A 22,657-nucleotide genomic window follows, 5' to 3' on the forward strand; every position below is an offset into this window, starting at 1 on the left:
AAATCGTGGCGATGCTCGATGGAGACTGAAATGCACACTTTTAGTGAAAAATCTTTACGCCTTCAGGCCGAACTCAGCGCCTTCATGGATGAATACATTTATCCCAATGAGAAAGCCTATGCCGAGCAACTCCATCAGGCGGAGAATCGTTTTGCCCCTCTGCCCCTTATGGATAACCTAAAAGAAAAAGCGAAATCCAAAGGTCTGTGGAATCTGTTTGTACCGGAAAGCCACAGCCAGTATTGCAATCACGGTGGACTCAATAACTACGACTATGCACCACTGGCGGAAATGATGGGCCGTGTCACCTGGTCGCCGGAGGTATTTAATTGCAATGCGCCAGACACCGGGAATATGGAAGTGTTAATGAACTACGCTTCCCCGGAGCAGCAATCCCAATGGCTCACACCGCTCCTCAACGGTGAGATTCGCTCTTCTTACGCCATGACCGAACCACAGGTTGCATCGAGCGATGCAACGAATATTGAATTACGTATTGAAAAACAAGGCGAAAACTGGGTACTGAATGGCCGCAAGTGGTTTATTACCGGCGCCATGTATGAACGGACCAAGCTGTTTATCGTCATGGGGAAATCCGACCCGGAAAATCCCAACCGGCACAAGCAGCAAACCCAGGTTCTGGTACCGAAAGATACCCATGGAATCCAGCTAATTCGTCCACTGACAACTCTCGGTTATGACGACGCCCCTATAGGTCACGCAGAGATTGTCTTCGACAACGTACGTGTACCGCTGAACAATGTGTTGCTGGGTGAAGGTCGCGGCTTTGAAATTGCCCAGGGCCGACTGGGGCCGGGTCGTATGCATCACTGCATGCGTTTGATCGGCGCTGCGCAGCGATCCCTGGAGTTTGCCTGCCGGCGCGCCGCCTCCCGCACAACGTTCGGCCGACCACTCAGCAAACACCAATCTGTGCGCGAGGATATATCCAAAAGCTTTTCCGAAATCGAAATGGCCCGCCTGCTGGTATTGAAAACCAGCCACAAGATGGATCAGCAAGGCGTGCCAGCGAGTGTCGACATGATTGCGGCGACAAAAACCACTGTTCCGCGACTGGTCCAAAATATTATCGATCGCTGTATGCAGATCCATGGGGCCGGAGGCCTGACAGAAGATTACTTTATGGCGGAAGCGTTTAACTACGCACGCTGGTGTCGTCAGGCTGACGGTCCCGATCAGGTTCACCAGATGGCGTTGGGTAAAAAAGTCATCGACCGATTTTCTGATGTGCAGGCCCCACAACCGGAGCAAGTGTCATGAATGCGGTCACACTGGATCTCAAAACCGATCGCTTGGCAAATTACCTGAAACAGCATGTCCCCGGCTTTCAGGGGCCTTTGACCGCGAGTAAGTTTGCCGGTGGTCAATCAAACCCGACCTTTCTGATCCAGGCCAAAAGCGGCAAATATGTTTTGCGTCGCAAACCACCTGGTACGCTATTGAAGTCCGCCCATGCTGTCGACCGCGAATACCGCGTTATGTCTGCTCTGGCAGACACCTGGGTTCCTGTCGCACGGGTTTATCACTTGTGCGAAGACGAACAAGTTATTGGCAGCATGTTTTACCTGATGGAATACATCGACGGCCGCGTGATGTGGGATCCCGGCCTACCAGAACTTGCGCCGAGCCAGCGTGCTGCCATTTATGCAGAAATGAATCGCGTACTGGCCGCCCTGCACTCCGTGAATATTGATCGGGTCGGCCTCGCGGACTACGGAAAACCCGGCAATTACTTCGAGCGGCAAACAGGGCGCTGGACCAAACAATATCGGGCAAGCGAAACCGAAACCATTCCAGCCATGGAAGCATTAATGCAGTGGTTGCCAGCCAATCTTCCCGAGGACGACGGGCAGGTCGCATTGGTCCACGGTGACTTCCGCCTCGATAATATGATGTTTCATCCCACAGAGCCCCGCGTCCTGGCGCTGGTGGACTGGGAGCTTTCCACACTGGGCCATCCATTTGCCGATCTGGCCTATCAATGTATGCAACTGCGTATGGATAGCCGGGGCGTCATGCCCGGACTTGGCGGGCTGGACCGGGCAGATCTGGGCATTCCGTCAGAGTCAGCTTATGTCCGTGAGTACTGTGCAAACCGTGGCATTCACAGTATCCCCAACTGGAATTTTTATCTGGCATTCAGCTTCTTTCGATTCGCAGCGATTTTGCAGGGTGTAAAGCGACGCGCTATCGATGGCAATGCCTCCAGCGAGCGCGCTGTGCAGCTAGGGGCGCTGGTGAAGCCCCTCGCCGATATGGCAATCGAACTGCTCTAGTTTGCCCCAACTTACCAAGTGGAACATGTAAAACATGACAACCTTGAAAGTACATCCCGAGTTAGCACAGACCGTCCGTTTTATCCCCACGCTGCCGTTCCACCGCACATGGTTTGTTAAAGCGCTGCAGTCACTGCAGCGTATCTGGCCATCAGCCACAGGGGCAGAGGGCATCACCATTGAGACCCACCCGCTGTCCAATGCGAGTGTTCGGGTCTACCAACCCACAAATACACCCGCCCGTGCGGCGGTGCTATGGATGCATGGTGGTGGGTTAGTTTCCGGACGGGCGGCTCAAGACGATGCATTATGCTCGGCTTATGCGAGGGAACTGGGGCTGGTCGTCGTCTCGGTGGACTATCGCCTTGCGCCAGCTCAACCATTTCCGGCGGCACTGAATGATTGTCATGAAGCCTGGCAATGGCTGCATGCCTCTGCCGATCGCCTGGGTATCGACCCTGCGCGTATTGCGCTATCCGGGCAAAGTGCCGGCGGAGGGCTGGCCGCTAGCCTGGCCCAAAGATTAACCGATGAGAAAGGAGCCACGCCTGCGTGCGTTGCACTGTTTTGTCCGATGCTGGACGACCGCACTTCTGCGAAATTGGAGCTTGACCAGCTAAACCACAAGATCTGGAATAATCGCAGTAATCGCGCCTGCTGGTCGGCATACCTGCAGCACCCTGCTGGGGGTAAACAGGCAGCACCTTACGCAGTACCCGCAAGGCGAGAAGACCTGTCAGACTTGCCACCAACCTGGATTGGTATTGGAGATATCGATCTGTTTTACCAGGAGTGCCTGACCTACGCGCAGCGGCTCAGCCAAGCCAATGTGGATAGCACGCTGTATGTTGTGTCCGGAGCGCCACACGCCTTTGAAACCATTGCCCCTCGTGCAGAGGTAACGCGAAAACTCTTTGCGGCGAACTTTCGGTTTCTCCAGCAATCCTTGCGGCTGCCGGCTACAGAGTAGAAGGATCACCGGCTACTATACGCCTCACACCGCCATCATCGATGCCAGCCGATGGTTAATCGTCGCTTGCGCCTCCGACATCATGCGCTCAATCAATACCTGGCAGGTGGGGATATCATGAATCAACCCCATTACCATGCCTACGGTCCAGATTCCGTCATTGATATCGCCACCTTCGATGCAGCGCTCGCGTCCGCGCTCACCAGAAACCAGAGGGCGCAAGTCGGTAAAATCCGTTTCACCCGGCTTCGCCTCAATACTCAATACTTCCTGCGAAATCGGGTTACTGAATACTCGGCAGGTATTGTTTAACGAGCGAAACATCAGCGTCGTCTGGCGCTCATCAGCCTCTACCATCGCCTGCTTCATATTTTCATGCACAGGCGCCTCTTGCGTAGCCACAAACCGGCTGCCCATATTCACTCCCTCAGCGCCCAGAGCGAGCGCTGCAGCCAATTGCGAGCCGGTACCAATTCCACCTGAGGCAACCATCGGTATCGTCAATTTGGCGTAGGCCGCGGGGAGTAAAACGAGATTGGTAACGTCATCCTCTCCCGGATGACCGGCACATTCAAAGCCATCGACACTCACCGCATCGCAGCCAACTTTCTCTGCCTTAATGGCATGACGAACGGAGGTGCACTTGTGAATCACCTTGATTCCCGCCGCCTTGAAGGCCGGCATAAACGGTTCCGGGCTTCGGCCCGCGGTTTCCACAATCTTCACACCGCCATCGATGATCGCCTGCGCATACTCGGCATAGGGCGGCGGGTTGATCGCGGGCAAGATGGTGAGATTCACACCAAAGGGGTTGTCGGTCATCGAGCGACAGCGGGCTATTTCCTCCAGTAACGCCTCCGGGGAAGGCTGGGTCAGGGCGGTCAGCATACCAAGCCCACCCGCATTAGAAACTGCAGAGGCCAGCTCGGCACGCCCTACCCACATCATGCCACCCTGGATAATTGGGTACTGAATATCAAATAGCTCGGTAATTCTCGTTTTCATCACTGCGGTTTCCATATTCTGGATTAATGCCACCGGCCATCGCCAAACGTACTACCTACCCTGAAACTTTGCCGCCCTCTTTTCGAGGAATGCCTGAGCACCTTCTTTAAAGTCTTCACTACGATAATGAATGTTCTGAATTTGCGCCTCGCGCTCCATGGTTTGCGCGAGGGTTGCGGTGCTCGCCTCGCGCAATAATTGCTTGCTGTATTGCAGAGTCAACGGCGCCAAATCTGTTAGTGAACGCGCCCAGCCAAGCGCTTCTTCTTGCAGGTGCTGCGCGTCCACTACACTGTTGGCAATCCCGTAGTGCACACATTGTTCTGCAGACAGGCGCTGGGAGAAAGCAATCATTTCGAAGGCCTTCTTGTTTCCGAGGTTTCTGGAAAGGAACCAATGTGTTCCCCCATCAGGAATCAGGCTGATCGCACCAAAAGCGGAATACAAAAACGCGTCCTCCGCCATTACCATCACGTCACAGGCCATGGCGATGGCAGCACCAATACCGGCAGCCGCACCATTAATCGCACTCATAAAGGGTTTCGGGGATTCAGTAATCGCCTGAATTATCGGGTGATATTCAGTGCGCAACTGGTGCGTAATAAAGCCATCTTTGTCAGAGTCTGGATACGCCTCGACGAGGTCAGCCCCTGCGCAGAATCCTTTTCCTGCTCCGGTGAGCAGTACCACCCTTATATTGCTATCGTTATTTGCTTCACGTATCGCCGCGTAGAGTTCTGCACGCATCTGTGCAGTGAGCGCATTGCGCGCCTGAGGGCGATTCAAAGTAATAATCGCCACCTGTTCATCCGTGCGATAACTGACCGTTGCATAATCACTCATAACTAGCTACCCCATCTGCTTATTGTTGTTGTATCGAGAGGCCGGTGTTCAGGTACAAATACCTGCAGCCCTCAACGTCAAGATTTGTTCCGCACTGTAGCCAAGTGTCGCCAGTACTTCTTCCGTATCCTCGCCCGGGCGGCGCTGCCCATGCTGGACTACCGATGGTGTTCTGCTGAAGCGTGGTGCGGGTGCAGGCTGCTTGAAGCCATCGACCTCCACATAGGCATCTCTCGCCTGATTATGTGGATGTGTCGGTGCCTCCTCCAGTGTCAAAACTGGCGCAAAACAGGCATCAGTCCCCTCCAGGAGTTCACACCATTCACGCTGGGTTTTGCTGCGAAACACCTCTGAGAAAGCCGCTGCAGAGTCTTTCCAGCTGGCCAGTTCATACTGGGTGTCGGCCCTGTAGATATCTGGATCGAGTCCTGCACGGTGCACGAGCTCGGCATAAAATTGAGGCTCAATGGCGCCGAGAGCGATATAACGCCCATCACTGGTTTCATAGGTATCGTAAAAGAAAGCACCACCATCCAGCAGGTTGACGCCTCGTTCACTAGGGTCCCAGGACCCGGCTGCAGAAAAACTGTGACACATCCACATAAGATTGGCGGTACCATCGACCATTGCAGCATCGACCACCTGCCCCTTACCGGACTGTTTCGCTTCAAGTAATGCGCCCAGAACGCCGGCTACCAAAAACATACTGCCACCGCCAAAATCACCCACCAGATTCAGTGGAACCACCGGCTTTTCGCCGGGGCGACCAATCGCGTACAGGGCGCCGGTCAGGGCTATGTAGTTCAGGTCATGACCAGCAGTCTGCGACAGTGGGCCCGTTTGCCCCCAACCGGTCATACGGCCATATACCAACGCGGAATTTCTTTCGGCACAGTCTTCCGGGCCCAACCCGAGCTTTTCGGCCACTCCGGGCCTGAATCCCTCGAGCAATACATCTGCGCGCTCGACCAATCGCAACAGGGCTTCACGTCCCTCCTCACTTTTCAGGTTGAGGATGATCGATTTCTTGCCGCGTGCACTCATGTCATGGGAGTAAATGGGATCGCGCTGCGGCCCGCGCTCGACCCGAATAACCTCTGCACCCATATCAGCCAGTAACATGGCCGCCATCGGGCAAGGCCCCATACCAGCCAATTCGATAACGGTATATCCGCTCAATACACCCATAACCCTACAACTCCGCGGGGAATCCAAAGTGAATGAAATAATGGCCAGAGGCGTGGCCGAGTCGCAATTACGCCTGTCGCAAAGACATTGCTTTAGCGGCTACTTGGGCTGCATGCGTACCGCCGCATCCATCCGAATACATTCACCATTGATATAATCGTTATCCACGATGTGTGCAGAGAGCTTGGCTATTTCGCTGGTTTTACCCAGGCGCTGTGGATATACGGTAGAGGCCTCGAGCGCTTTGTAATACGACTCTTCAATCGTCTCGAACAATGGGGTATGAATCAGCCCCGGCACAATGGTATTCACTCGAATACCGTAAGGGGCCAGTTCCCGAGCCATGGGCAGTGTCATACCAACAATGGCACCCTTGGTGGCACTGTACGCGACTTGACCGATCTGCCCCTCATAGGCAGCCACAGAAGCCGTGTTGATAATCACACCCCGTGCGCCGTCTGAATTTACCGGCTCATTCTCCGCCATCTTTTCGGCCGCGAGACGAGCCACATTGAATGTGCCCACTTGATTGACCATCACCACCTTCATATACAGTGCGATGGGATGCGGCCCCTTTTTACCAAACGTCTTGCAGGCCGGACCAATACCCGCGTAGTTATTCACAATATGCAAGGCACCAAAGCGCTCGGCCACGGCATCGATCGCACCCTGCACCGAGGATTCATCGGTCACATCGACCTTGAAGAAGGCGATCCTGTCACCAACTTCCGCGCCCAATTTATCGACCAGCGCACTGCCCGCCTCTTCATTCACATCAAAAATCGCCACGTTGGCACCGTCCGCGGCATAACGCTCTACGGTTGCAGCTCCCAGGCCAGAAGCGCCCCCGGTGACGATTGCGGTTTTCCCCTGAATATCCATCATCTGCTCCTCTTGTTAAGTGCAGTTCGGTACATCAAGCTAAAAAAGCCGCAGTAAAAAGTTACGGCATGTCTCGGTCAATAAACGGGACCGCCTCATTCCTGTAGAGATCGCGCCCAATAATCAATTTCATTACCTCTGAGGTACCGGCATAGATTCGGGTAACCCTAGCGTCGGTATACAGGCGCGAAATCGGGTATTCATCCATATAGCCGGCCCCGCCGTGCAGCTGAACTCCCTCATCGACCACCTTGCCGAGCAACTCGGTGGTTAATAGCTTGGCCTTGGCCGCATCTTCTGCAGTCAATTGGCCCTGCCCATGGACCTTTACGCAGTGATCTAAATAGACCTGCTGCATATCAAGCTCGGCACGCAAGTCAGCGAGTTTGAACTGGGTGTTCTGGAAGTCACCCAGGCTGCGCTTGAATAACTTGCGATCACGCGTGAATTCCAGGGTTATATCAAAGGCCTTCTGGGCCATTGCGAGACTGCCCACCGCCGCAATCAAACGCTCCTCGGCGAGGCCCTCCATCAGATAAATAAACCCACTGGATGGATCCCCCAAAACGTTTTCCTTCGGAACAATCACGTTTTCAAAAAACAGTTCCGCGGTGTCCTGGGCTTTTTGCCCCATCTTTTTAAGCATGGCGCCTCGATGGAACCCCTCTGCGCCGCGCTCGACCAGAAACAGACCGATCTTGCGCGGATCATTGGTCGGATCCGTTTTCGCCGCAACAATCACGAGATCCGCATTGATTCCATTGGAGATATAGGTCTTGTTGCCGTTAAGCAGGAAATGATCTCCATGATCGATGGCTGTCGCACGCATGCCTGCGAGATCACTGCCCGCATCTGGCTCGGTCATGGCGATTGCCAGAATAGTTTCGCCACTAACACACTTTGGCAAGAATCGTTTTTGCTGCTCTTCGCTTCCAAAACGTGTCAGGTAAGGACCAATTAGCCGGCTATGCAGGGTACTTCCCCAGTCCCCAGTGAGCGCGTATTGGTTCTCCTCAAGGATGATTTGCTCGAACCGAAAGTCATCGTCTCCGAGGCCACCAAAGACCTCATCAGGCCAGACCATCAGGAAGCCCTGTTCGCCAGCCTTGCGAAAAGCCTCGCGATCCACGATGCCTTGCTCTCGCCACGTTTCCATATTGGGGACAATTTCCTGCTGCAAAAACTTGCGATAGGCGTCCCGGAACATCATTTGTTCTGCGGTGAAGTCACGTTTCAGCATTTCGGCATAACTCCCTGAAATCAAGTCAGTAAATCAAATCGTGTCACTCGAAACTGGCGCCAGAACGCGCCTTTTCCCGCAGGATTTCTGGCGCAGAGAAGCGCTCTCCATACCGCGCAGCCAACTCTTCACAACGTATCAGCAGTGCCTTGGGACCGACCTCTCCGGCATATTCATAGGTATTCGCCACCTGCAAAAAACCGCCGGTCCATGCTGGGGCACCGATACCCATCAATGAGCCAACGTTGCCGTCCGCTACGGTACGCAACACGCCCTCCTGCAAACACTTGAGGCTTTCAACTACCTGCCTAAACAGGATTCGGTCCTTGATATCCTCCCGCGGCATCTCAACCTCGGGATTAAAGTAGAGCTCATACAAGCGCGGCCAGATTTTCTTGCTACCGTCCGCTGCATATTCGTAGTAGCCACCACCGTGGTGGCGGCCGCCGCGACCAAACTCACTGATCAACCGCACTGATACTGCGGCATTGCAGCTGTTGTCGCCGAGGGAATTCAGCACACCCATTTTTTCGTGGGTTTCGGCAACCTTACGCGTAAGTTCCTGACTCACCTCATCCTGTACAGCCAGCGGTCCCACTGGCATGCCCACCTGTTTGGCCAGGGCATCGATCAAGACAGGGTTCAAACCTTCCACCAATAAACGTGCGCCTTCATCCATAAAGGTGCCGAAGACACGAGAAGTGAAGAAACCGAGCGAGTCATTCACAACGATGGGGGTTTTGCCGATCTGACGCGCAAAATCGAAAGCTCTCGCCAAGGTTCGATCACTGGTTTTTTCGCCACAGATAATTTCGATCAACGGCATCTTGTCGACAGGGGAGAAAAAGTGAATACCTATGAAGTTCTCCGGAGATTCACTCGCATCCGACAACAGAGTAATCGGGAGCGTCGAGGTGTTGGTTGCCAGCACCCCATCCTTGGCCAGAAACTGTTCAACGTCACGGGTAACCTGATTTTTCAGGGTGATATCTTCAAACACCGCCTCAACGATCAGATCACACCCCTGCAGAGCGGCGTACTCGGTGGTGGCACTGATACGCGCAAGAACTACCTCCTTGTCCTGCTCCGACATGCGGCCCCGCTGGATTTGCCTATCCAGCACTTTCGCGCTGTAGGCCTTGCCCTTTTCTGCCGCTTCAATACTGGTATCCACGAGCACTACCTGAATACCCGCCTTCGCGGCTGCATAGGCGATACCCTGCCCCATCATGCCGGCTCCGAGAATGCCGAGCTTGGTCACATGCGTGCGTTCGATATCCGCCGGACGACTGATACCGCTATTGATGCTGTTGAGCTGGAAGAAACTGGAGGTAATGATGTTCTTCGCTTGCGGCGTGGTAACGAGATACGCGAGGCCACGGGATTCAATACGCAGTGCAGTATCGAAGTCCACCGATACGGTATCGCCACACACTGCCAAAATTCGCTCCGGTGCGGGCAGGAGCCCGCGCGTCTTCTGAAAGGTCGCTGCGGGTGCAACCGCCAGTAAATTGGTGATCGCCGGACTCCATTTATCCCCTCCTGGAATTTTGTGCCCTTTAACGTCCCACGGCTGCGCCCAGGCGACAGGGTTTTCCTTAATCCACTGCTTGGCCGCAGGGATCAGGTCTTCAATCGAATCCACCAGTTGATCGACATAACCAATTTCCTGAGCCTGTGACGGTTTCAGTCGTTTGCCTTCCATCAAGAATGGCAGGGCCTTTTGCAGTCCAAGCATATGTATGGATCGTACAATACCGCCGGCACCCGGCAATAAACCCAGAGTCACTTCAGGGAAACCAACCACCGCTTTGGGACCATTGAATGCAATACGTCGGTTACAGGCGAGACACAACTCAAACCCTCCACCGAGCGCCGCACCATTGATCGCCGCGACCACCGGCACCTCGAGTTTTTCGAGGCGACGGAGCGGTGCCTTAATGTTTTCCTCGATCACACGAAATTGATGTCCCTCACCACCTTTGGGGACCGTGCATAGTTCCTTCAGGTCACCGCCGGCGAAAAAAGTAGATTTCGCGGAAGCAAAGACAACCCCGGTAAGCCCCTCTTCGGATTCCAGCTTTTGTGGAATCACTGCCATGGCCTGGCGATACTGCTCATTCATCGCGTTGACCGGGCCATCCATGTCCATGGTAATGGTCACAATGCCATCAGCGTCTTTTTGATAGACAAAGCCGTGAATGTTTTCACTCATGATTTGTTACCTTGCTCTGTAGTGCCCGCAATCCGATGAGGCTGCGATAGGCTCTGATTAAACGCGCTCAATGATGGTTGCAATTCCCTGTCCGCCGCCCACACAGAGGGCAACCAGTGCCCGCTTGAGATCGCGACGTTCCAGTTCATCCAGAATGGTGCTGACCAGCATTGCGCCAGTTGCACCGAGGGGGTGTCCCATGGCTATGGCACCGCCGTTAACGTTGGTCACATCATGGGAAATGTCGAGGTCCTGCATAAATCGCAGTGCGACGGAGGCAAACGCCTCATTGATTTCAAAGAGATCGATATCCGCAGTGGTCATGCCCGCTTTCGCCAGCACTTTTTTCGCTGCAGGTCCGGGCCCTACCAACATGATGGTAGGGTCGGTCGCCAGAACCGCAGTCGCCACAATCCGGCCACGCGGGGTAAGGCCGAGATCCTTGCCCGCTTTTTCTGAGCCAATCAAAACCGCGGCTGCACCATCCACAATGCCAGAGGAATTGCCCGGTGTATGGACGTGATTGATGGATGGGATATCCGGGTACTTGCGTAGCATCAGGTCGTCAAACCCGAGCGCGCCCATCGCTTCAAATGACGGCCGCAATTTGCCCAGCACCTCCATAGTGGAGTTGGGCTTGATAAACTCATCTCTATCTAGGATGGTCATCCCATTTAGATCTTTCACCGGCACAACCGAGCGATCGAAATAGCCATTCTGTTGCGCGTGGGCCGCGCGCTGCTGGGAACTGAGAGCAAACGCATCTACGTCTTCACGGCTCCAGCCCTCTAGCGTCGCGATGGTGTCGGCACCGATCCCCTGAGGCACAGCACCGGTCGCGATATTAATTTCCGGATCGTTCAACCAGGCACCGCCGGCGGCTCCCATGGGTACCCGTGACATGGACTCCACTCCACCGGCAACCACCAACTCCTCCCATCCGGAGGCGATCTTCATGGCTGCAAGGTTCACCGCTTCTAAGCCAGAAGCGCAGAAGCGATCCAGCTGCACACCGGCAACACTCTCGTCCCACTCAGCGTACTGGACAATGGTTTTGGCAATGTCGCCACCTTGCTCGCCAACCGGTGAAACGCACCCCATCACCACATCATCCACGTAAGCGGTATCCAGGTCGAGGCGCTGCTGCAACTCGCGGAGTAAGCCCGAGCCAAGCGCTACCGACTTCACTTCATGAAGCGACCCATCTTTCTTGCCTTTACCCCTGGGGGTACGAATTGCATCGAAGACATATGCAGTATTTGGTGCCATTGGGAGACCCCTGCCTGATCAAATTAAAAGACGACACACACGTAATAATGTACGTTTTATGCATTTTTACTTGCACGAAACCGCCAAAACAATGACCATGGGGGACAAAAATAGACATTTTAATCCCGCAGGGGCTGAAGAAGTCTGCCAGTCAGCAAAGGGAATAAATGCGCGCCAGATAATGAGGCCCAACGGCTATGCGGGATATTTCTGTTCACGTTTGCTTTGTAAAAGCGGTACTCAAGAAGGCTACAGAACAAGGCTATGATGTCGAGCGACTCCTGCGCCGCAGCCGAATTTCTCCGCGGCTATTGGAGCAGAGCCAGGCCCGGGTGAGCGCAGAACAGTATGCCAAGCTACAGACGGTCACCATGCGTGAAATGGGTGATGAGATGCTGGGCTATTGCCCACAGCCCTTCAGGCTCGGCCAGTGGTCAGCTCTGTGTCACTGGCTGATCCAATGCAGAACGCTGGGCCAGGCAATGAAACGATTTTGTCTGTTTTACGACATCCTGAACCAGAATTTGGCGCCACGGCTATTTGTCGAAGAAGACCGGGCTATCGTTGAGATAAGGCAGGTATCGAACGACGCGCCCCCCTTTGAGCCCTATGTCTATGAGTTCTTCTGTTTCTCTCTGCACCGGCAGTTCTGCTGGCTGACGCAGCAAAACCTGCCGCTGACCGGCGCATCCGTTCCATACCCACAGCCAGAATACAGCGAAGAATATCGACCGCTATTTGCCGGGGCGCCGGTCGAATACGATGCGGATGTTTGCCGCCTAGCGTTCGACCGACGACTGCTGGAAAAACCAGTCAAACAAACCCCTCAGAGTCTCGCAGAGTTTTTGCGCAAGCCACTCTATAACACTCTGGTAAACAGTTTTCGCAGTAAAAGCTGGAGCCAGAAAATCAAAGATGTGATTGGAGACGACTTGAGCGCAGTGCCGACCTTCGCAGAAATTGCTGCACACCTCGGGTTAAACCCAAAACAACTTCGACGACAATTGAATGATGAAGGGCTGAATTACAGCGACCTGAAAGTCCAGATCCGACGCGATCAGGCCATCTACCACCTATCCAGGCAACGTACGTCGATCGAAGAGATCGCCTTCTTAACGGGTTTTTCAGAAGCCAGTGCCTTTATTCGCGCCTTCCGAAGCTGGACTGGAGTAACGCCCCTAACGTATCGAAAGGATCTTTCATAAAAGCACATCGCACAGGAGCACCGCTCTTCGAAAGGCCACACATGAAAGGCCACAGGTAAAAGGCAGCTTGGGAAAAGATGAGACCAATCCACATCCAGCCTCTTTTGTCGGATAGCTCATCTACAATATCCAACGAAACCAAAGTTTTCCTACAAAAAGAGTTGCGGCCGCTCATGAGATTCGGGCGTATATTATTAGGCTTGCACAAGGAGATGATGTAATGCTGAGAGTGATCGCCCTACTGGTATTCGCGCTGATACTGCTCGCCCTCGCCGCCCGCCTGTTTTACGACAACAAAGATAAAAACGAAACCGGCTGCGTAGAACCGATAAAGTTCTATCGAATATCCTAAAGCGCGCTCAAACACCCAGCTTCTTAATCAGGCGCGTGCTTGTAGTGCCCTGCACCAGCAGGGAGAACAGCACTACACCAAAGACCATCGACTGCACTGTCCACCAGTAAGGCAGCTCCGTGGGCAGTGACAGCACCAGCGCCACCGCAATCACACCACGCAATCCACCCCAGCTTAAAATCATGCGCCAAGAGTTGGGAATTGGCGGCCCCACAAAGCGCGCAAATGGCGACACTAAAAATACCGCAAGGGTACGCGCCACCAGCGCCGCCACAATCGCGATGATGATTGCCAGCCACTGGTGGGTAAACATTTCAAACGTAATCACCAGCCCCATAATCACAAAAATCAGCGCGTTGAAAAACAGCCCCAGCCACTCCCAGGTCGGTTCCGCATGGCTCAAATAGGTGTCCTGCTGCTCGCGCAAACAGGAGCGCGCGATAATGGCACACACCATTACGGAGAGAATGCCGGACACGCCCACCACATGCTCCGCCAGATAGAAACTACCAAATGCCGCCAGCACCAGTACCATCAGTGCGGCACCCGCAGACTTCAAAAACAGAATCACAATGGCGGTCAGCAAGCCGCAGATGGTGCCTACCGCCAAGCCACCGATAAACACGGTGAGGAAATACAGGGAAAAACTCGCAAATCCGGACAGCGGCTCGCCGGTGGCCACGGTTCCCTCCATCACACTGTGGCTGGCAATACCCAATGCAAAAGAGAACAACACGATCGCGGCGGCATCGTTAAACAGGCTCTCCCCTTCCACCAGGGTCAGCAGCTGGTCATCGGCATCACTCTGGCGCAGTCGCGCCACCACACAGACTGGATCTGTGGCCGCGAGAATCGCACCGGTGAGGAAGGCCGCAATCCACGGAAACCCTGTGGGGTGATGAATGCCGTAATAGACGAGCACCGCGGTAATCAGGCAACATATCAGCACGCCAATGGTGGCGAGTAGCAGAATCGGCCCCAGCCAGCGAAATAGGATAATCGGGTCGATCTTCCACGCAGACTCAAAGATCAACACCGGCAGGATGACGAAAAATACCAGCTGATGCAGATTTTCCGCGCGCAGGCCGGTGTCGTAATCGAAAATGGGCAGGAGCATACCGGCGATCACGCCGGCAATCAGGCAACCGAGCGTGCTGTCGCGCTTTAAGACACGGGCGATACCCAAACCCGCGACGGCGGCAAACGCCATATACAGGCCCTGGCCAACCAGAGTAACAACGCCTTCCATGGCTGTTCGCTCCTTGTTACTGATCTCTCTATTGAGCTGTCTGTTGAGCTTTCTATTGCTCCCTGCGATCGGTCGCTATCACCGAGCGGGATTCCGCCAGCGAGGCAAGGGTGGTCAATGGCACCGCGACGCCGCGCTCACCAATGACCTCCAGGTGGGAACGCCGCAACTGGCGCGGCTCCGGTACACCGCAAGAGTGCGCAATAGTCCCCACTTCGTAATCCAGGTTACGTGCGTAATGGTAGACGCGCTCCGCCTTGTCCATGGGGTCCAGCCCCTGCTGCAAATCCGGGTTGTGGGTAGTAACGCCCGTGGGGCAGGTATTTTTATTGCACTGCATCGCCTGAATACAGCCCAGCGCAAACATAAATCCGCGCCCACAATTCACGAAATCCGCGCCCATGGCCAGCGCCCAGGCCACCACCGACGGTGTTAGCAGCTTGCCCGCACAGATAATCTTGATCCGTTCCCGCAGCCCGTAATCTTCAACCAGGTCCACCACCATAGGCAGGCTGCGATTCAGGGGTAGCCCCATGTAATCCATCAGGCTCTGCGGCGCCGCGCCACTGCCACCATCGGCGCTATCGATATTGATAAAGTCTGGCGCACTGTCGATGCCCCGGCGCAAAATCGCCTCAAACAAATCGTGCAGCCAGTCGCTGGTACCAATCACGCACTTTATGCCCGTGGGTTTACCCGTCACCTCGCGGATGTGATTGATCATATCCAGCAAGCTATCCACGTCGCGGATTTCCGGGTGCCCGTTGGGGCTGATGGAATCCTCGCCCACCGGGATACCGCGCACATGGGCGATTTCCGGTGTCACCTTAACACCGGGCAAAATCCCGCCCTTGCCGGGCTTGGCACCCTGGGACAGTTTCAGCTCGAACATCTTCACCTGTTCATGGTCGGCGATCTTGCGCAGCTTATCGTCGTCCAGGTTGCCTTCCGCATCGCGAACGCCGTACTTGGCGGTACCCACCTGAAACACGATGTCGCAGCCCCCGACCAAATGGTGCGGAGACAAGCCCCCTTCCCCAGTGTTAAGCCAGATACCCGCCTTGGCGGCACCTTTGGATAACGCCGTTACCGCCGGGACCGACAGCGCGCCGAAGCTCATGCCCGAGATATTGAAGATGGAGCGGGTGGTATAGGGGGTGCGTGCCACGCCCTCCCCCAGGGTGATTTCCCGCGCCGGCACCGCGTCTTTGGCCAGGGTGGGGAACGGGTGATTCAGGAATACGATATCGCCGGGCTGGTTCAGCGGGCGGGTAGAACCAAACGCGAGGGTGGAATCCACATTCTTTGCCGCACGATACACCCAGCTGCGCTGGGCGCGGTTAAACGGCATCTCCTCCCGGTCGAGCGCAAAGAAGTACTGGCGGAAAAACTCCCCCAAGTGCTCAAACTGGTAGCGGAAACGACCCAGGACCGGGAAGTTGCGCCGAATCGCCTGCTTGGTCTGGCTAACGTCCGCCAGATACAGGTACACCAGATACAGCACCAGCACCACCAGCCCGAAGGCGAACAGCATGGCAAATATCTGCAGCACCTTGACCGCAAACGCATAGATGGCGGCAACCGCTTGAAGATCCATTCCCTAATCCCTGCACTGTCTTTGTTATTGAGTACCGATCAGTCATTGTATGACCTCCCGCGCACCCTTGCACAGTGCGCTTGCGCCCCTCTCCGTACGGCAATAAACTGTATATCCATACAGATCACATTCATTACCAGACCCGATCCAGAAGCACGTGGCCAACGATTCCTCCAGTAACCCTACCCGCCCACTCAAGGGCCGCGGTGCCGTCAGCAACCTGGCTGGGCGCTTTATAGATCAGGTTAGCAGCCGCGAGAGTGACGGCTGGGAGACGACACTGGAGCCGCTGGAACGCATCGAAACCATCGCCATAGAGGAAAAGGCGCGCTCGATCATCGCCACCAACCAATCCCCGGATCTCCCGTTCAGCCAATCCATCAACCCCTACCGCGGCTGCGAACACGGCTGTATCTACTGCTATGCGCGCCCGGCGCATGCCTATATGGACCTGTCCCCGGGGCTGGATTTCGAGACGCAGCTGTTTTACAAGCCGAACGCCACCGAGCTTCTACAGCAAGCACTGCGCAAGCCCAAATATCAGTGCAGCCCCATTGCTCTGGGGACCAACACCGATCCCTACCAGCCACTGGAAAAAGACAAGCAAATCACCCGCCGGATTCTGCGGACCCTGCAGGAACACCAGCACCCGGTAACCATCGTCACCAAGGGCCAACTGATCCTGCGCGACCTGCCAATCCTCGCCGAAATGGCGCAGGACAATTTGGCCCACGTCGCCATCAGTGTGACCACGCTGGACAACGAATTGAAACGCCGCCTGGAACCCCGCACCGCTGGTCCCAATGCACGGCTGCGTATGATTGAAGCCCTGAGCAGCGCGGGCATTCCCACCGCAGTGATGGCAGCCCCGATTATTCCCGCACTAAACGACGCCGAGCTGGAACAGATACTGACCCGGGCGCACGAGGCCGGTGCCATCCACGCTGCCTACATCCTGCTGCGCCTCCCGTTTGAAGTAGCCCCCCTGTTCCGCCAATGGCTGCAGGAGCACTATCCAGAGCGCGCACAACACGTTATGAGCATTGTGCAGCAGAGCCGCGGCGGTAAGGATTACCAGAGTGAATTTGGCAGTCGCCAGCGGGGTAACGGTGTGTTCGCCCAGTTACTGCAGCAGCGATTTAAGATAACCTGTCGCAAACTGGGCCTGAATGAGCGCAAGCTCAATCTCGACTGCAGTAAATTCACCCTGCCCCCGCAATCCGGGGATCAACACAGCCTGTTTTAAGGCCTGCGTCCAAGCAGGAAATATAAGAGTAGGAATCTTTTTTGTCTGGCTGGTTTGTCTATCTCATCCGCACCAACCGCGGCACCCTGTATACCGGGGTCACCCGCGATGTGGAGCGGCGCTTTGAGGAGCACAGCAGTGGCGGCCCCAAAGCAGCCAAAGCCCTGCGCGGGCGCGGCCCGCTAACCCTCGAGTTTCAGTGCGCCATGCGCAGCAAGTCCGATGCACTGAAGCTGGAAGTGGAAATCAAACGCTGGCCGAAGTTGCGAAAAGAACAACTGATTCGTTGCGGGCCATCTTTCCTGAATGAATATCTCGGCGAGGACTACCAAGGCATCGCGCAAGTCGATTAAACGGAGTATTCAACGACTTTCAATCAGAGAAACTTCAGCTTTCTCAGCCAGCGCAATTTAGAAAGTAACTAAGAATAATGACTGCTTTCTAGACAATCATTTCTGCACAAGCAGCGCTATTTGCTCTCCGCTCAGTAGTGCGATCGTCCAGATAACCAACACCAATAGCAGCACCAAGGTAGCAAGTAACCCGCCCTTTAATCCGCGGCTGCGGAAAAAGTAATACGGCAACGCGATAAGCCCAAAGCCGATAACGCAAATATTCAAAAAAATATTGCGCTTGTACTTGCGTAGATTTGAATCGCGGACATACCAGGCGAACCCCACGAAGGCGATCGCCAGAGAGAACCACAAGGAAGTGGGCGGAAAGCCCACTCCAGGGTAGAAGTACTGGCTCGCGAAGCCATCCAACACCCCAATAACAATCAAACACAGTAACGCGATAGTTATACTCATAGGACCTATCCGAGTGTTCTTTGGTCTGCCGCTACGTCAAGATCCAACAATCAATCCATCTTATACCCACCCACACCTAAGGGCTTAAAGCAGTCCGGCGCGCGCCCTGTCTTCATCCACAAAGAGCGCGATCAAAGAATACTGTGTGAATGCGCTACTGGTGGACAAGTGTTCCTTACACCAGAATCTGACATTCTCCTCATAGGCTTCAACTGCGGATTCTCGCTCAGAATCAGACGCTAGCTTTCCGCTTAAACCGACGAAGTGACATCTGACCATAATTGGAGAATCCATTTGCTTGGTATCATCCGTAACCGAAAACATAAGCGTCGAACTGGCGGCGTCCCACCCAACTAAAAAGAAGCGGGATTCATCCTTAACGTTTCTATCCAGAAAGCTAAGAGCATAATCAAGGGCCTCAATCATATCGGTATTCACCGAGTCCTCCTCGTCCGCTTCACTTACCGATGAATACACCTCAAACTCTACACCATCGCCAAGCAAACCGTCTTTTCCACCCGCGACAAGGCTCTTGTCCCACGTCAGTCCCATCATTACTCCTAATCAAATCCACTGCCAAGCGCTACCAGGAAACCCTTAGCCACCCGCAAAACTACTAATACCCCATCACCTTCAAACTGAGGTATGGAACAATAAAGAAAGCTACCGTAACAATCTTGAAGTTCGCCAAGAAACTAAAATATACCTCCGAGAGCTTCTCATCGCCTAGGTCAAACATACTGCCATGTATGGACTTGATGAAATTTTTCATCAGATACACCATGCCAGTGGCCAGCAGCAGGTAGCCAATATTGAACAGTGACGCCCAACCGAGAACAGTCGTTACCTGAGATAGGGTGATCATTTTCTATCCTTGCTTATAGCGCCCAAGAATCAGGCGGGTTACTTTTTCTTCTGGCGTATCAATTTTTGCACAGCGCCGTAATGCTTACGTTTGTTGTGTATTCGGATATCACTTTAGAAGTAGATCTGCACCTATTGGAATGAACCTGGTGGCAGACGACATTAATGACTTGGCAGTTAATGCTTCGACGCCATAAACTTCAACAGCGGAATTATGACTCGCGATGATTCGTTCTACCAGCAAATCAAAATCCCCGTCGCCTGACAGAAGAACGATTATGTCACTTGACTTCGCATATTCCATTGCATCTAACGTAATCCCCACATCCCAGTCACCCTTTGCAGAGCCATCAGACCTTTGAATGTAGGGCTTTAACTTAACCTTAAAACCAATTGCTCGTAGTATATTTTGAAACTGCTTCTGCTTTTCATCCGAGCGATCAATAGCATACGCCACAGCATTAACGACCTTCCGGTTATGCGTGACCTTAGACCAAAATTTGTTGTAATCGAAATTTTGGCCATATATTTGTCTGGTCGTGTAATAAACGTTTTGTACGTCGACCAATATTGATACTGATTCCATCGAGACCTAACTATAAAGGGCGTCTACTAGACTTGGGCAAATCTTAAATATAACGCTGAGCTCAGGCGAGCGTGAGGCGGCACCCGCTTTTACGACAGCAAAACTGCGGGGGCGCGTCAATCGACAACTTCAACCACGATGTCGCCCAGATAATTCGATCCATGACGCACGATGTCGCCGGGTTGAAGATAATGACGCCCCGCAAGCTCGTTAGCGATGAATGTCCGACGCGCCACATCAAGAAATGAATCCTTTACTAATGGCCCACCACAAGCCACATAATCAACTATTGCCTCAACGAGGTCTCCACGTGAAGGCGGAGTAAAAATGGTACCTTCAGCGGTTCCAGACATCAGTGTGGCAGAAGATGGGATCGTTCCAGTTGATGTCAGCTTTACATAGCCATCCCGATAGAGGAAGCGTGGTTTTTCCATATCCGAGAACGCCTTATCCACTAACCCCTTGAAGTCGATCGTCATTTCGCTTCCGCGTGCATCCTGACGATCTGAGCCATTCACGGACGTTGTCATGCGCACATTGGACACAAAGGCTTTCCAATCACTGGGGATCACCAGGAATGGTCCTGTCGGAAAGAAATCGGGGCCACTTTTTGAGTCACTGAAACCATACCCGGAATCCAAATTGTCGGGATCAGCCAGATTAATTAGCGCATTACGATTGGTGAAATCGCCGCAGAGAAAGATACCTTTCACGGCTTCGTCGAATTGTTGAGGTGTCGTAAGATCGCGATCAAAACGAATACACAACTCTACTTCGTAGTCCAGCAGAATACCGGGGTTGGCTCGCACTTGGGTCCTAGCTGTCGATGCCGGTCCAAACTTCGGAAACTGGAATACAGAACTGCTATTGGCTTCTTCGGCATGCTCTGGAAAATTCGTGCCTGTTCCGATATGTAAAGTACCGCTGGAACCCGACGGCAAGAGTTCATCAACATCGATAGTGGACACTGATAGATCAGCACATTGGCCGGCACGAAGACACGATATGTCTGCGGCTGCCAACGCCTCGAAAGGATCGTTGGTTCGTGAGCCCCCAAGTTTTTCAAGATCAATGCCGGTAACGGCTCCATCTTTCATGTCAAGCACGATCATCGTGCGGGTCTGGCCCTCTTGATCATGAAATTGGGCAAGCGTAACCGCTTCTTCCAAAGGAGCCAGGCTCATCTCAAGCGGCACATCTTCGAAACTTGCGGGATTGTATTGCGGATCGGGAGAGGTAACCCAAATTGAAAAGAGACCTGTAGCCAGAACGAAGAATCCGACCGCAAACCATTTTCCTATAGATCTCATGCTAGTTTCCTTTTTTAGACAGCGGGAAAGAGGACTTCAGCAGACAATAATCTACCGTGTTCACTAGGCGCCTCAATGAGCGCTCTAACGCCGCCGGCAGGGGCAGCTTACCTTGTGCGCGTTTTGCGCAAAAATGGGAGCGCAGCGACCTGCGAAAAACGTGCACAGCGTAAGCTGTCCCGCGGAGGGCCGAAGGCCCGGAGCAAACTGCCTGGCCTTGTATGGTTGTTCTTATCTTATTTTGGCGTTGTGCGCCCTTCTCGCTAACGGGTAAATTGAGACCCACCTTCGGCGGCCACCGAAGGCCTTGTTTATCACAGTTCGCTGCCTGGCCGGTTCATTAAGACCGATAACAAGTATGAACGTGACAAACACTCACTAGGCATAACTCGAATAGTCATGTGGGCCTCGAGCCCGAATAGCAAGGCGGAGATAGCTTATCTTATGCAATATCAAGAGATCAATGTCGGCATCGATACCAGTAGCACCCAACTCGATATCTATGTGAGACCCACCGGCCAATTCTTTAGCGTAAAAAACGATAAAGAAGGTATTAAGCAGGCAATAAATGAAATACTGGCACTCAAGCCTTCCAGGGTGTTGATCGAGTCAACTGGCCGACTCGAAATGGACTTCGTTTGCGCTGCTGATAAATACAAACTGCCCATCGTTGTCTGCAATCCTTCTCAGATCAGAAACTTTGCAAAATCATCAGGACGGATCGCTAAAACTGACAAGCTAGACGCCATGGATATTGCCCATTTTGGCGAGGCGATGAAGCCGGAACCAACGGTAATTAAGCCCGAAAAATTGCGCGAAATCAGTGACTTACTTGCTGTACGCAGCCAGTGCCTTGAGATGAGTACCATGCAGAAGAATCGCCTCAAGAGAATGCCAAAGTCAGTTCACGACCCTATTCGACAGATTCTCAACGCGATTAAGGCCGAACTACTTAAGATTGACAAACAACTCGACAAGTTAATTAGTAGCGTGACTGAGTGGAAAGAGAAACGGGACCTTCTCCTGAGTGCCAAAGGTGTCGGCAATGTCGTGGCCTATACACTAATGAGCGAACTACCTGAACTCGGAAAACTTAATCGTAAGGAGATCGCTGCGCTTGTTGGTATCGCACCGATGAATCGCGATAGTGGACGCTACCAAGGTAAGCAATTCATTCGAGGTGGACGTCACCGTGTAAGAACAGTTCTCTTTGTCTCAATGATGTCAGCGATCCAATCCCATCCAAAACTGAAACCGATGTATGAGCGTATGGTAGCTGCAGGAAAACCTAAAAAAGTTGCTATCGTCGCCTGCATGCGAAAGCAGCTCACGATCCTCAACACCATGGTTAAAAACAACACCCACTGGGATGAAAAAATGGCTTAATCGCTTGACGGAATACCATAGTCACTTGTTAGCCTTTGCCCCCAAGCTCAAACTCCTGATGCAACTCATAGAATTGCTCCGTAAGGATATTATTACAATTCTGAACCGAAATCTGATCGCCTAACTTATCTCCGATAACGACAT

22 protein-coding genes are annotated in these 22,657 nt (G+C 53.5%); 8 read left to right on the plus strand and 14 right to left on the minus strand.

The features are described 5' to 3' along the window. The first annotated feature begins 30 nt into the window (after positions 1 to 30). The 3 genes from KUV22_RS05660 to KUV22_RS05670 are packed head-to-tail and all read left to right on the plus strand — an operon-like array spanning position 31 to position 3,267. Positions 31 to 1,281 (plus strand): acyl-CoA dehydrogenase family protein, encoded by a 1,251-nt coding sequence (locus KUV22_RS05660; RefSeq protein WP_222229215.1) that lies wholly within the window; start codon positions 31 to 33, stop codon positions 1,279 to 1,281. Further along, positions 1,278 to 2,297 (plus strand): phosphotransferase, encoded by a 1,020-nt coding sequence (locus KUV22_RS05665; protein ID WP_222229217.1) that lies wholly within the window; start codon positions 1,278 to 1,280, stop codon positions 2,295 to 2,297. The genes KUV22_RS05660 and KUV22_RS05665 overlap by 4 nt, the downstream gene beginning before the upstream one ends. A gap of 34 nt (positions 2,298 to 2,331) precedes the next feature. Next, positions 2,332 to 3,267, plus strand: coding sequence for an alpha/beta hydrolase (locus KUV22_RS05670; RefSeq protein ID WP_222229219.1), 936 nt, complete (start codon positions 2,332 to 2,334; stop codon positions 3,265 to 3,267). Between the two features lie 24 nt (positions 3,268 to 3,291). Here the strand turns inward: KUV22_RS05670 and KUV22_RS05675 are convergent, their stop codons facing one another. The 7 genes from KUV22_RS05675 to KUV22_RS05705 form a co-directional block, all read right to left on the minus strand. Continuing rightward, the gene (locus tag KUV22_RS05675; RefSeq protein WP_222229221.1) at positions 3,292 to 4,272 is read right to left on the minus strand and encodes an NAD(P)H-dependent flavin oxidoreductase; all 981 of its coding nucleotides are present in this window, start codon (positions 4,270 to 4,272) and stop codon (positions 3,292 to 3,294) included. Positions 4,273 to 4,323: 51 nt separating this feature from the next. After that, the gene (locus KUV22_RS05680; RefSeq protein WP_222229223.1) at positions 4,324 to 5,115 is read right to left on the minus strand and encodes an enoyl-CoA hydratase/isomerase family protein; all 792 of its coding nucleotides are present in this window, start codon (positions 5,113 to 5,115) and stop codon (positions 4,324 to 4,326) included. Between the two features lie 48 nt (positions 5,116 to 5,163). After that, positions 5,164 to 6,303 carry a CaiB/BaiF CoA transferase family protein gene (locus KUV22_RS05685; protein ID WP_222229225.1) on the minus strand — a complete coding sequence of 380 codons (1,140 nt, stop codon included), beginning with the start codon at positions 6,301 to 6,303 and terminating at the stop codon, positions 5,164 to 5,166. A 99-nt stretch (positions 6,304 to 6,402) separates the two neighbouring features. Then, positions 6,403 to 7,185, minus strand: coding sequence for an SDR family NAD(P)-dependent oxidoreductase (locus KUV22_RS05690; protein ID WP_222229282.1), 783 nt, complete (start codon positions 7,183 to 7,185; stop codon positions 6,403 to 6,405). A gap of 61 nt (positions 7,186 to 7,246) precedes the next feature. Then, the gene (locus tag KUV22_RS05695; RefSeq protein WP_222229227.1) at positions 7,247 to 8,425 is read right to left on the minus strand and encodes an acyl-CoA dehydrogenase family protein; all 1,179 of its coding nucleotides are present in this window, start codon (positions 8,423 to 8,425) and stop codon (positions 7,247 to 7,249) included. Between the two features lie 43 nt (positions 8,426 to 8,468). Next, positions 8,469 to 10,640 (minus strand): 3-hydroxyacyl-CoA dehydrogenase NAD-binding domain-containing protein, encoded by a 2,172-nt coding sequence (locus KUV22_RS05700; protein WP_222229229.1) that lies wholly within the window; start codon positions 10,638 to 10,640, stop codon positions 8,469 to 8,471. Positions 10,641 to 10,697: 57 nt separating this feature from the next. After that, entirely contained in the window at positions 10,698 to 11,909 is a 1,212-nt protein-coding gene (locus KUV22_RS05705) for an acetyl-CoA C-acetyltransferase (protein WP_222229231.1), read from the minus strand. A 197-nt stretch (positions 11,910 to 12,106) separates the two neighbouring features. Between KUV22_RS05705 and KUV22_RS05710 the strand changes: the two genes are divergently transcribed. Both KUV22_RS05710 and KUV22_RS17315 read left to right on the plus strand, forming a co-directional pair. Next, the gene (locus KUV22_RS05710; RefSeq protein WP_222229233.1) at positions 12,107 to 13,114 is read left to right on the plus strand and encodes an AraC family transcriptional regulator; all 1,008 of its coding nucleotides are present in this window, start codon (positions 12,107 to 12,109) and stop codon (positions 13,112 to 13,114) included. A 220-nt stretch (positions 13,115 to 13,334) separates the two neighbouring features. Continuing rightward, on the plus strand, positions 13,335 to 13,466 hold the full coding sequence (locus tag KUV22_RS17315; RefSeq protein ID WP_261319194.1) for a hypothetical protein: 132 nt from the start codon (positions 13,335 to 13,337) through the stop codon (positions 13,464 to 13,466). Between the two features lie 7 nt (positions 13,467 to 13,473). Here KUV22_RS17315 and KUV22_RS05715 read toward each other — a convergent pair whose 3' ends face one another. Further along, the gene (locus KUV22_RS05715; protein ID WP_222229235.1) at positions 13,474 to 14,715 is read right to left on the minus strand and encodes a cation:proton antiporter; all 1,242 of its coding nucleotides are present in this window, start codon (positions 14,713 to 14,715) and stop codon (positions 13,474 to 13,476) included. 52 nt (positions 14,716 to 14,767) lie between these two features. Beyond that, positions 14,768 to 16,312 (minus strand): FMN-binding glutamate synthase family protein, encoded by a 1,545-nt coding sequence (locus KUV22_RS05720; RefSeq protein ID WP_222229237.1) that lies wholly within the window; start codon positions 16,310 to 16,312, stop codon positions 14,768 to 14,770. 157 nt (positions 16,313 to 16,469) lie between these two features. On the opposite strand from KUV22_RS05720, the gene KUV22_RS05725 reads away from it, so the two are divergent. Together KUV22_RS05725 and KUV22_RS05730 are read left to right on the plus strand one after the other, a co-directional pair. After that, a complete protein-coding gene (locus KUV22_RS05725; RefSeq protein WP_222229238.1) occupies positions 16,470 to 17,558 on the plus strand; it encodes a PA0069 family radical SAM protein in 1,089 nt (362 codons plus the stop codon). A gap of 41 nt (positions 17,559 to 17,599) precedes the next feature. Further along, entirely contained in the window at positions 17,600 to 17,911 is a 312-nt protein-coding gene (locus KUV22_RS05730; protein ID WP_222229239.1) for a GIY-YIG nuclease family protein, read from the plus strand. 96 nt (positions 17,912 to 18,007) lie between these two features. Here KUV22_RS05730 and KUV22_RS05735 read toward each other — a convergent pair whose 3' ends face one another. The 5 genes from KUV22_RS05735 to KUV22_RS05755 form a co-directional block, all read right to left on the minus strand. Next, positions 18,008 to 18,367: a hypothetical protein gene (locus KUV22_RS05735; RefSeq protein WP_222229241.1), complete on the minus strand. Its 360-nt coding sequence runs from the start codon at positions 18,365 to 18,367 to the stop codon at positions 18,008 to 18,010. 84 nt (positions 18,368 to 18,451) lie between these two features. Continuing rightward, positions 18,452 to 18,919: a hypothetical protein gene (locus tag KUV22_RS05740; protein WP_222229243.1), complete on the minus strand. Its 468-nt coding sequence runs from the start codon at positions 18,917 to 18,919 to the stop codon at positions 18,452 to 18,454. Positions 18,920 to 18,983: 64 nt separating this feature from the next. Continuing rightward, a complete protein-coding gene (locus KUV22_RS05745; protein WP_222229245.1) occupies positions 18,984 to 19,232 on the minus strand; it encodes a DUF6868 family protein in 249 nt (82 codons plus the stop codon). Between the two features lie 108 nt (positions 19,233 to 19,340). Further along, positions 19,341 to 19,817, minus strand: coding sequence for a LabA-like NYN domain-containing protein (locus tag KUV22_RS05750; protein WP_222229247.1), 477 nt, complete (start codon positions 19,815 to 19,817; stop codon positions 19,341 to 19,343). A gap of 116 nt (positions 19,818 to 19,933) precedes the next feature. After that, positions 19,934 to 21,127 carry a fumarylacetoacetate hydrolase family protein gene (locus KUV22_RS05755; RefSeq protein WP_222229249.1) on the minus strand — a complete coding sequence of 398 codons (1,194 nt, stop codon included), beginning with the start codon at positions 21,125 to 21,127 and terminating at the stop codon, positions 19,934 to 19,936. Positions 21,128 to 21,571: 444 nt separating this feature from the next. On the opposite strand from KUV22_RS05755, the gene KUV22_RS05760 reads away from it, so the two are divergent. Further along, on the plus strand, positions 21,572 to 22,513 hold the full coding sequence (locus KUV22_RS05760) for an IS110 family transposase (RefSeq protein WP_222229251.1): 942 nt from the start codon (positions 21,572 to 21,574) through the stop codon (positions 22,511 to 22,513). Positions 22,514 to 22,657 lie beyond the last annotated feature (144 nt).

Source organism: Microbulbifer agarilyticus (assembly GCF_019800665.1).
In the GTDB taxonomy this organism is placed as follows: domain Bacteria; phylum Pseudomonadota; class Gammaproteobacteria; order Pseudomonadales; family Cellvibrionaceae; genus Microbulbifer; species Microbulbifer agarilyticus_C.

Excerpts from the sequence above, each read along its gene's own strand:
- KUV22_RS05665 (WP_222229217.1), top strand. The coding sequence starts at position 1,278 with ATGAATGCGGTCACACTGGATCTCAAAACCGATCGCTTGGCAAATTAC.
- KUV22_RS05705 (WP_222229231.1), bottom strand. The coding sequence starts at position 11,909 with ATGGCACCAAATACTGCATATGTCTTCGATGCAATTCGTACCCCCAGG.
- KUV22_RS17315 (WP_261319194.1), top strand. The coding sequence starts at position 13,335 with ATGCTGAGAGTGATCGCCCTACTGGTATTCGCGCTGATACTGCTCGCC.
- KUV22_RS05760 (WP_222229251.1), top strand. The coding sequence starts at position 21,572 with ATGCAATATCAAGAGATCAATGTCGGCATCGATACCAGTAGCACCCAA.
- KUV22_RS05670 (WP_222229219.1), top strand. The coding sequence starts at position 2,332 with ATGACAACCTTGAAAGTACATCCCGAGTTAGCACAGACCGTCCGTTTT.
- KUV22_RS05745 (WP_222229245.1), bottom strand. The coding sequence starts at position 19,232 with ATGATCACCCTATCTCAGGTAACGACTGTTCTCGGTTGGGCGTCACTG.
- KUV22_RS05755 (WP_222229249.1), bottom strand. The coding sequence starts at position 21,127 with ATGAGATCTATAGGAAAATGGTTTGCGGTCGGATTCTTCGTTCTGGCT.
- KUV22_RS05690 (WP_222229282.1), bottom strand. The coding sequence starts at position 7,185 with ATGGATATTCAGGGGAAAACCGCAATCGTCACCGGGGGCGCTTCTGGC.
- KUV22_RS05700 (WP_222229229.1), bottom strand. The coding sequence starts at position 10,640 with ATGAGTGAAAACATTCACGGCTTTGTCTATCAAAAAGACGCTGATGGC.
- KUV22_RS05660 (WP_222229215.1), top strand. The coding sequence starts at position 31 with ATGCACACTTTTAGTGAAAAATCTTTACGCCTTCAGGCCGAACTCAGC.
- KUV22_RS05695 (WP_222229227.1), bottom strand. The coding sequence starts at position 8,425 with ATGCTGAAACGTGACTTCACCGCAGAACAAATGATGTTCCGGGACGCC.
- KUV22_RS05710 (WP_222229233.1), top strand. The coding sequence starts at position 12,107 with ATGCGGGATATTTCTGTTCACGTTTGCTTTGTAAAAGCGGTACTCAAG.
- KUV22_RS05750 (WP_222229247.1), bottom strand. The coding sequence starts at position 19,817 with ATGGAATCAGTATCAATATTGGTCGACGTACAAAACGTTTATTACACG.
- KUV22_RS05675 (WP_222229221.1), bottom strand. The coding sequence starts at position 4,272 with ATGAAAACGAGAATTACCGAGCTATTTGATATTCAGTACCCAATTATC.
- KUV22_RS05715 (WP_222229235.1), bottom strand. The coding sequence starts at position 14,715 with ATGGAAGGCGTTGTTACTCTGGTTGGCCAGGGCCTGTATATGGCGTTT.
- KUV22_RS05740 (WP_222229243.1), bottom strand. The coding sequence starts at position 18,919 with ATGGGACTGACGTGGGACAAGAGCCTTGTCGCGGGTGGAAAAGACGGT.
- KUV22_RS05680 (WP_222229223.1), bottom strand. The coding sequence starts at position 5,115 with ATGAGTGATTATGCAACGGTCAGTTATCGCACGGATGAACAGGTGGCG.
- KUV22_RS05720 (WP_222229237.1), bottom strand. The coding sequence starts at position 16,312 with ATGGATCTTCAAGCGGTTGCCGCCATCTATGCGTTTGCGGTCAAGGTG.
- KUV22_RS05685 (WP_222229225.1), bottom strand. The coding sequence starts at position 6,303 with ATGGGTGTATTGAGCGGATATACCGTTATCGAATTGGCTGGTATGGGG.
- KUV22_RS05735 (WP_222229241.1), bottom strand. The coding sequence starts at position 18,367 with ATGAGTATAACTATCGCGTTACTGTGTTTGATTGTTATTGGGGTGTTG.